The 8,154-nt window shown below is 71.9% G+C and carries 9 protein-coding genes; 8 read left to right on the top strand and 1 reads right to left on the bottom strand.

Annotated features, from left to right (window positions below):
* Positions 1-343 precede the first annotated feature (343 nt).
* Positions 344-739, top strand: coding sequence for a phage holin family protein (locus D7W79_RS34675; protein WP_120529608.1), 396 nt, complete (start codon positions 344-346; stop codon positions 737-739).
* A 112-nt stretch (positions 740-851) separates the two neighbouring features.
* On the opposite strand, the gene D7W79_RS34680 is transcribed toward D7W79_RS34675, so the two are convergent.
* Positions 852-1,898, bottom strand: coding sequence for a pirin family protein (locus D7W79_RS34680; RefSeq protein ID WP_120529609.1), 1,047 nt, complete (start codon positions 1,896-1,898; stop codon positions 852-854).
* 222 nt (positions 1,899-2,120) lie between these two features.
* Between D7W79_RS34680 and D7W79_RS34685 the strand changes: the two genes are divergently transcribed.
* The 7 genes from D7W79_RS34685 to D7W79_RS34715 all read left to right on the top strand — a co-directional run.
* Positions 2,121-3,149, top strand: coding sequence for a hypothetical protein (locus D7W79_RS34685; RefSeq protein WP_120529610.1), 1,029 nt, complete (start codon positions 2,121-2,123; stop codon positions 3,147-3,149).
* A gap of 70 nt (positions 3,150-3,219) precedes the next feature.
* Positions 3,220-4,215, top strand: a complete 996-nt coding sequence (locus D7W79_RS34690) for a hypothetical protein (RefSeq protein WP_120529611.1) — start codon at positions 3,220-3,222, stop codon at positions 4,213-4,215.
* 70 nt (positions 4,216-4,285) lie between these two features.
* Positions 4,286-5,254 carry a hypothetical protein gene (locus D7W79_RS34695; RefSeq protein WP_120529612.1) on the top strand — a complete coding sequence of 323 codons (969 nt, stop codon included), beginning with the start codon at positions 4,286-4,288 and terminating at the stop codon, positions 5,252-5,254.
* Between the two features lie 64 nt (positions 5,255-5,318).
* Positions 5,319-6,320 carry a hypothetical protein gene (locus tag D7W79_RS34700; RefSeq protein WP_120529613.1) on the top strand — a complete coding sequence of 334 codons (1,002 nt, stop codon included), beginning with the start codon at positions 5,319-5,321 and terminating at the stop codon, positions 6,318-6,320.
* Positions 6,317-6,991: a hypothetical protein gene (locus D7W79_RS34705; protein WP_120529614.1), complete on the top strand. Its 675-nt coding sequence runs from the start codon at positions 6,317-6,319 to the stop codon at positions 6,989-6,991. The genes D7W79_RS34700 and D7W79_RS34705 overlap by 4 nt, the downstream gene beginning before the upstream one ends.
* Positions 6,992-7,004: 13 nt before the next feature.
* Positions 7,005-7,403, top strand: a complete 399-nt coding sequence (locus D7W79_RS34710; RefSeq protein WP_120529615.1) for a hypothetical protein — start codon at positions 7,005-7,007, stop codon at positions 7,401-7,403.
* 2 nt (positions 7,404-7,405) lie between these two features.
* On the top strand, positions 7,406-8,154 hold a 749-nt coding region (locus D7W79_RS34715; RefSeq protein WP_120529616.1), incomplete at its 3' end, for a hypothetical protein.

Raw genomic sequence — 8,154 nt, forward strand, 5'->3', positions numbered from 1 at the left:
CGCGAGGCCCAGGACCGAACTCCCGAAGAGGAGACTTCCGCCCACCCTCCCCAGGACCCGCTGCGCCACTGTCTGGCGCTCCCCGGTCCTGGCCAATGCGCGTTCGGATTCCGCCAGCGCCTGCTTCTCCATGGTGCCTCCCATGTTCCCCACGGGAGGCGTTCTAGCGTGAATTGGCGCGCCTTGCCCCAGGAGGCCCAGGCTCCCGGCCTACGGCGCGGCCGGGCTCCCCGGCTGGAGCGGGCGGCCTCGGGAAGGGGAGTCGCCGCCCCGCCTCCCTGCCACCCGCTTCTGGAGTGCGGACCTACCTTTTCCCGAGCCCCTCGAACCCCTGGAGCGTTCCATGGACGAACAGAAGCAGCAGGCCGGACAGCCGCAGCAGCGCCCGTCGCTGATGTCGACGATCCTCACGCAGGGCAAACGCATCCTCACGAAGGAGGCGGAGCTCGCCCGGAAGGACCTCAAGGAGGACGCGAAGAACACCGCGAAGAGCTCGCTGCTGCTGGGCGCGAGCGCCTGGATGGGGCTGACGGGGGTGAGCGCCCTGATCATCGCGGCGGCCCTCGCGCTCCCGAAGCGGCCCGTCAAAGGCGCGCTCGTGATTGGCGCCGTGCTGGTGGGCGGCTCGCTGGGCGTCGGAGTCACCGGGCTGCGCACCCTGCCTCGCAAGCCCCTGGGCCGCTCCCGCGAAGGGCTCCAGACGATTGCCTCCACTGTCGGGGAGAAGCTCCCGCACTGACGGGGAGCATCAACGGAGACACCTCGTCAGCGGGGTCCAACCAGGATGGCGGCCCTGGCTCCCGAATCCCACCGGGAAGGAAGCCAAGGCCGTCAAGACGAAGCAGCCCTGATCAGGCCGGCCGCTCGATGTGGCCGTCCGCGTGCCGCGCGAAGCGCCCTTCCTCGCGCGCGTGCACCGGGTCATGGCTGGGCCAGGGCCAGCCGCCGAAGCCCGTGCGCTGGTAGTCCGCGAAGGCCTGCTGGATCTCCTGCCGCGAGTTCATCACGAACGGGCCGTACTGCACGACCGGCTCGCCGATGGGCTTGCCCTGGAGCAGCAAGAGCTCCGCCGTCTCCGGGCCGTTCTCCAGCACCACGTCCACGTCCGAGCGCAGCTCGATGGCGTTGCGCACGGGCACCGCCTTGCCACCCACGCTCAGGCGCGAGCCCAGGAAGAAGTAGAGCATCCGGTTCGTGCCGCGCGACGCCGCGGGCAGCGTCCAGCGCGCGCCCGGCTCCATCTTCAGCGTCCAGATGGCCACGTCCGCGTCCGGGTTCGCGGCCCAGGACTTGGGCGGCGGGGGCGGCGCCTTCACGTCGCGCAGGTTGCCGGCCACCACGGTGATGCTCGTGGTCCGGCCCGCGTCGTCCTTCGCCTCGTGGCGCGGGATGACGTGGTCCCACAGCATGGAGAAGTGCGCCTGCACCATCTTGTTGGCGCGCGGCAGGTTGAGCCAGATTTGGAACAGCTCGATGTGGTTGCCCTGGTCCTGCTTGAGCAGCGGGAACATCTCCGAGTGGTTGATGCCGCCGCCCGCGGTGAGCCACTGCACGTCGCCCCCGCCGAAGCGCGCCGCCGCGCCCAGCGAGTCCGAGTGGTCCAGCAGCCCGTTGCGCACGATGGTCACCGTCTCGAAGCCCCGGTGCGGGTGCTGCGGAAAGCCCGGCACCACGGTGCCGTGGTACATGTTCCAGCCATCCCGCCCCGCGAAGTCCTGGCCGATGTCGCGGCCCGCGAGCGACGCCTTCGGCCCCAGCTGCTCATTGCCCTGGGGATAGCGGTCGTCGTGGTGCACGCAGAAGAGGAACGGATCCGGCGTCCGCCACGGGGTGGGGGACGGCCCGAGGGGATCCACGCGGACCACGGCTTCCGGTTGCTGCGCTTGCTGCTGACTCATCTTCGACTCCTCTGCCTTTCCCGAACCGCGCGAGCATCCCGCGGCAGCAGTAGTGATGCCCGCCGCCGCGATGAGTTTCAGCGCCGCTCTCCGGCTCACTTCGTCCACGGTCCACCTCGCGCCCGATGCCGTTGGGGCCGCTCCATCCTACCTAACGGCCGGGCCTTCCCGGCGCCCTGCCTGCCTGCATGGCTGGCTTTCGCCTCTGGTAAGAAGGTCCACATGCCCCTGCGTGAGTTCCATCAGGTCCCCGTGCCCCAGGTGCTGGACTTCCTGGACACGCTCCAGCGGGATGAGCGCCGTGAAGCGCTCCGGAAGCCGGGACGGTGGCGCACCCTTGTCTTCTCGGGGCTCATCGTGACGTGCCTCGTGCTGTGCCTCGTCTACCCGGAGCCGGTGTCGCAGTTCGCCGGGTTCATGGCGGTCTGGCTGGGCTGCGCGCTGGCCATCATCCGGCACTCCCTGTACTCCCCGCGGTTCGGTGGGAGGGTGAACCCCTTCGTGGGCTTCGAGCTGTGCACCCGCCGCCCGGAGCTGGTGGCCGTGCTCTTGCGGCGGCTCCAGCGCGACCTTCCGGCGGACGGGACCGTGAGCCTGAAGCTGCGCCCGGAGCCCATCCCCACCGGGCCCGGGTCCCCGGAGCCACCGGCGGACATGCCCGACACCCCGACCTGGACCAAGGTCGACGCGTGGCTCGAGTTGAAGACGCGGCTGGCGGACGGCGCGCACCTGCGCCTGGGCATCCAGGAGAAGCGCCGGTGCCAGGTCCGCGAGAGGCCGGCGCCCACGAAGCCGAATCGCCTGAAGCTCAAGTACCGGGACGTGCTCTATGTGGAGCTGGCGTTGCGGGTGAAGGCCCGCCGGCACCCGGAACTCGCGGCGTTGACGGAGGCCGAGGCCCGCCGGTGCGTGCGCCTGCCCGACGGCGTGACCTTCCGCCGGCTGCGGGTTTCCGCGGACGCGCTCCGGCTCCAGGTCCATGTGCGCGAGCCCTGGTGCGCGCGCCTCCCCAAGGGCTTGACCCACGGGGGAGACGGGAAGCTCGTCCCCCAAGAGGCGGCCTTCTGGCGCACGCGGATGTCCCGGCTCGACCTGTCCCGCGTGCTCACGGGCCTGCTGCTGAGCCTCTACCAGATGCTCCACGTCGCCCGGCATCCGCTGCCCCCGTTGCCTCCGCCCGAGCCCGCCCCCGCGCCGCTCGCGAAGCCGGAGCGGGGCCGCAAGAAGCGCCGGGGACGCAGGGCCGTTTGACCGTCGTTCGCGCGGACTCCTACGCTCGCGCGCGGGTCCGCCCGCCGGGCGTCGCAGGGAGTCCACCGCCTTGGCGGTCAACATCAGCCGTTTCCACGAAGTCTTCCTCTATCAATCCCGCGCTCCGGTGCCGGAGCTGCTGGCGGACCTGAAGGTCCTGGGCGGACTGGACGCTCGCGCGGAAGCGCAGCGCAGCGCCCTGGCGTGGGGCGGCTGGCTCACCACGGTTCCCGGCGGGGTGATGGCCCTGCTGACCTATGGCGTGTGGGCGGGCGCCGTGAACGCGGACGAGCAGCTCTCCGATGCGGGCCTCCAGCTCTTGAAGGTCACGGGCGCGGTGGGCGGGACGCTGCTCGCCGTGGGCCTCTGCCTGTTCCTCTGGCGGTTCGCGCTCAAGGATCGCGACCTGGACAACCGCCGCTACGGGCTGGCCCAGGTGCTGCTCCAGCGCCTCCAGGTGGACCTGGCCCCGGACGCGCCGGTGCGCCTCAAGCTGGACCTGCGCCCCCCCGACTTGCTCCACAAGCGCGTGAAGCAGGACATGGTGGGCTGGTGGAACACGGACTTCTTCGTCGACCCGTGGTTCACGCTGGAGACGCGGCTGGCGGACGGCACCTTCCTGCGGATCCGCATGGTGGAGCGGCTCCAGAAGCGCGAGCGCTCCAAGACGAGCGCCAGCGGCAAGACGCGCACCAAGACCAAGCGCAAGGGCTTCGCCCGGCTGGAGGTGTCCGTGCGCGTGAAGCCGGAGCGCTATCCCGGTCTGGAGCGGCTCAAGGCCCGCGCCACCGCCGCCACGCGCCTGCCCCGGCGCGTCGAACTGGAGCGGGTGCGCGTCGCGGTGGACCGGCTGTCGCTGCGCGTCCGGCTGTCGGATGAATGGGTGGCGCGGCCGGAGAAGGCCGCAGGCGATTCGGACGCGCCCGCCTTCTGGAGGCAGGCCCTGGAGAAGGACGACGCGTCCCGCACCGCGACGATGATGCTCCTGAGCCTCTACCAGGTGCTGGGCTACGCCCGGCGGCGCGCGAAGCTGCAGGCGGCGCGCGGACGGCGCGGGACGGTTTGACCTGCCCGGGGGCGACTCCTACGCTCGCTCGCGGCTTCTTACCGCTGACCGTTGACCAAGGCCCTCCACCGTGGCGCTCGACCCCTCCGCGTTCCAGAAGACGTACGTCTACGAAGCCCGCGCCCCGGTGGCGGAGGTGCTGGCGGACCTGAAGGCGCTGGAGGAGCTGGACGCGCGCGCGGAACAGAAGCGGCGCACGCTGTGGATCGCCGCCTGGAGCCTGCTGGTCTTCAGCATCGCCGGCACCGCCCTCCTGTCCCTCGCGGTGGGGCAGCTCTCGTTCGAGCAGCAGGACGCGTTCGCGGGCCTGCCGCTGCTCGTGGGCGTGGCGAGCTTCGTGGCCGGCATCGTGCTCTTCGTCATCCGGGCGCGCGCGGGCCGCACGGACCTGGACAACCGGCGCTACGGAATGCTGGCCACGCTGCTCAAGCGACTCCAGGTGGACCTGGACGTGAACGCGCCCGTGGACGTGAAGCTGGACCTGGCGCCGCGCGATGAAGAGCGAAAGTGCGTGGGCAAGACCAAGCGGGGCCGGTGGGACTGCGAGAACTTCACCGACGCGTGGTTGTCATTGCACGGCCGCTTCGCGGACGGCACGCACCTGCACGTGTCCATGGTGGAGCACCTGCAGAAGCGCAAGCGCTACGGCCGCAGCAGCAGCGGCAAGACGAAGCTCAAGACCAAGCGCAAGGGCAAGACGCTGCTCCAGGTGGGGCTGCGCGTGAAGCCGGAGCGCTTCCCCGGCCTGGCGGACCTGCGCGCGAACGCGAAGCAGGCCGCGCGGCTCCCGCCGGGCGTCGTGCTGTCGCGGTTGGACGTGGCGGAGGACCGCCTGGCGATGCGCGTCGTGCTGGATCAGGAGTGGGGCGTCCTGACGACGAAGCCCGCCCCGCCCGCCGGCAAGGCGCCCAAGGGGCTGGTGCCTCCCGCGCCCCAGGACGCGGCGCGCGCCGCGACGATGATGCTCCTGAGCCTCTACCAGGTGCTGGGCACCACGCGCCGGCGGAGCACGCCGCCGGGCCGTCAGCAGCCGGTTTGACCTGTCAGAAGGCGCCTCCTACGCTCGGTCGCGGCCTGCTCCCGCTGAACAAGGTCTCCCTCCCGTGCCGCTCGACCTCGAAGCCTTCCAGAAGACCCAGGTCTACCAGCGGCGCGCGACCGTGGCGGAGGTGCTGGAGGACCTGCGCGCCATGGATCCACGGGCCAGGCCCGTCCCGGAAGCGCGGCAGCCAGAGCCCACCGGCCCCCCGAAGAACACCGCCGCGCGCATCGGGGTGGGAATGCTCGTCGCGGCCGTGGTGGCCCTGGCGATCCTCTGGTTCCTGCCCTCGGGCCTGGAGGGCCTGACTTCCCTGATGGGCTTCCTCTTCTTCGGGCTGCTGGTCGGAGGCATCCTCACGCTCGTCGCGTCCTCCATGGGGTCGGAGTTTGATTCCCCGCTGAGCGCGTCCTCGTGGCCGGAAGAGCGGTTCGTGGCGCCGTACAAGGAACAGCGCCGCCTGCTGGTGGCCACGGTGCTCCAGCGCTTCCAGGTGGACCTGGTCCAGGACGCACCCGTGGACGTGACGCTGGACCTGACGTTGCCCCTGGACGACCGCAAGCGCGTCCACCGGGGGAAGCACGGCACGGGGACCCGCGAGGACTTCGTCGACCCGTGGCTGTCGTTGCAGGGCCGGTTCGCGGACGGCACGCAGCTGCAGCTGTCCGTGGTGGAGCAGGTGCGGCTGGTCCATCGCACGAAGGTCCTGCCTCTCAAGGTGAAGACGAAGCGCAAGCGGAGCGGGGTCAGCCTGATGACGGTCGCGCTGCGCGTGAAGCCGGAGCGCCACCCCGGGCTCGCGGCCATGGAATCGCGCGCGCGGGACGCCGTGCGGCTGCCCCCCGGCGCCCGGCTGAAGCGGGTGCGCGTGGCCGAGGACCGGGCGGAGCTGCGCGTCCTGCTGGACGAGGACTGGGTGGTCCAAGCCCCCAGGACGCCCCGGCCGCAAGGGTCTTCGAAGCCAGACGCGTCGCGCACCGCGACGATGATGCTCTTGAGCCTCTACCAGGTGCTCAACCACTCCAGCTCCCAGGCCCGGCCCGGGAACGTGAGGTCCACGTCGTGAAGCTTCGTGTCCTGTTCCTCGTGGGCCTCGGTGTGCTCGGGGCCTCGGCCTGTTCGCAGGGCGCTCCCGCCTCCAGCGCTCCGCCCACGCAGGCCATTCCCGCCACCGCCGCCGCTTCGGCCGCCGAGCCGAAGGAGGCCGGCACCAAGCTCAAGTTCAAGGACGGCGACGACCGCGAGCGCTTCTCGCTCAAGCCCAAGGACGACGGCGCGAAGCTCGTCGACGGCGAGGACAAGGAGCTGGCCCGCTACAAGTGGAAGGGCGGCGAGCTCAAGGTGTCCGGTCCGGACGACGCGGTGCTGGCCTACGTCACGGGCGGCCCGGACGCGTTCCAGGTGAAGGACGCCGGGCGCTCGGCCGTGCGCTACACGCTGACGCGCGAGGGCGCCGGGTGGAAGCTCACGGACGCCCAGGGCGCGGTGCTCTACACGGTGGCCTCCGACGGCGGAGGCGCGTCCGTGAAGGGCGCGTCCGGCGCGGAGGAGGTCCACGTGAAGGTGCGCGACGGCAAGCTGTCCCTGCGCGACCCGTCCGGCAAGACGGTGCTCGCCACCAAGCAGCCGGTGTCCCCGGAAGCCGCCGCGTGCCTGGGCTTCTCCTCGCTGGACCTGCCCCTGCGCATGGCCCTGCTCTTCCGCCTCCAGTCTCCCGCGGGCGCCGCGTCGCCCTGAGCCTTCCCAAGCCATGTCCCCTTCCTTCCCGTCCGCCGAGCAGTGCCTGGAGACGTCCGGCTTCCTCTTCTCCCACCCCTGTGAGCGCGGTGCGTCCACGCAGTGCATGCGCTGCCAGAAGCCCATCTGCGCGCTGCACCTGCGCATGCTCGACGGCGAGGAGACGGTCTGCGTGACGTGCGCGCGCGCCGCCGACAACGGCGACGAGAACCGCGACGGCTCCGACACCTCCGCCGACGAGGACGACCCCAGCTACTACTACGAGGACTACGGCTACTACGGCCGCGACGCGTGGAGCGGCTCCGGGTCCTCGTCCTCCTCCCGCGACACCAACGACTTCACCGAGGCCGACGGCGAGAGCGTGCGGCGCGAGGACGACGCCTCCTTCGAGGAGGACCTGGGCGGTAGCTGAGCGTGGCCGCGCGATGTCAGCACTGGCGCCTCTACGCGCTCGGCGGAGGCCTGGGCCACCTGACGCGCGCCGCGGCCCTGGCCCGCGCGGCCGTGGCCCGGGGCCACCGGGTGGAGGTCCTCACCAACAGCCCCTTCGCCCCCGGCCTGCCGCTGGAGTCGTGGCTGGGCCCCGGCGCCACCGTGCACCACGTGGACGCGCGGCTGGACAAGGCCGCCACCGTGGCGGCGGTGGGCGCGTGGCTCGCGGAGTCCACGCCGGACGTGCTGGTGGTGGACACCTTCCCCCGGGGGCTCGCCGGGGAGCTGGTGGCGCTGCTGCCCATGGTGCCTGCGCCGCGCGTGCTGGTGCACCGCGACCTGAACCCCGTCTACGTGGAGCGCTTCGACGTGGCCCACGCCGTGGACGCGTTCGACCTGCTCGTCGTGCCCGGAGAGGACGCGCCCTTCGCGCACCACCCGCGCGCGGTGCGCACGGCGCCGTGGCTGCTGCTGGACGCGGACGCGCTGCTGTCCCGCGAGGAGGCCCGGCGGAAGCTGGACGTGGAGGACGGGGACACGCGGCCCGTGGTGGCGGTGATGGGCTGTGGCCGCCCGGAGGAGGTGGCGGAGGCCGGGGCGACCGCGGACCGGCTGCGCGTGTCGCTCGGGGGGCGGGCCGTGGTGCGGTGGCTCGTTCCCACGGTCCACGCGTCGGGGCTGGCCGTGTGGCCCGCGCTCGCGGTGCTGCGGGGCGTGGACGTGCTGGTGGG

Source organism: Corallococcus exercitus (assembly GCF_003611585.1).
Taxonomy (GTDB): domain Bacteria; phylum Myxococcota; class Myxococcia; order Myxococcales; family Myxococcaceae; genus Corallococcus; species Corallococcus exercitus.

Coding starts and splice junctions, on each gene's coding strand:
- D7W79_RS34675 (WP_120529608.1), top strand. CDS start 344: ATGGACGAACAGAAGCAGCAGGCCGGACAGCCGCAGCAGCGCCCGTCG.
- D7W79_RS34680 (WP_120529609.1), bottom strand. CDS start 1,898: ATGAGTCAGCAGCAAGCGCAGCAACCGGAAGCCGTGGTCCGCGTGGAT.
- D7W79_RS34685 (WP_120529610.1), top strand. CDS start 2,121: ATGCCCCTGCGTGAGTTCCATCAGGTCCCCGTGCCCCAGGTGCTGGAC.
- D7W79_RS34710 (WP_120529615.1), top strand. CDS start 7,005: ATGTCCCCTTCCTTCCCGTCCGCCGAGCAGTGCCTGGAGACGTCCGGC.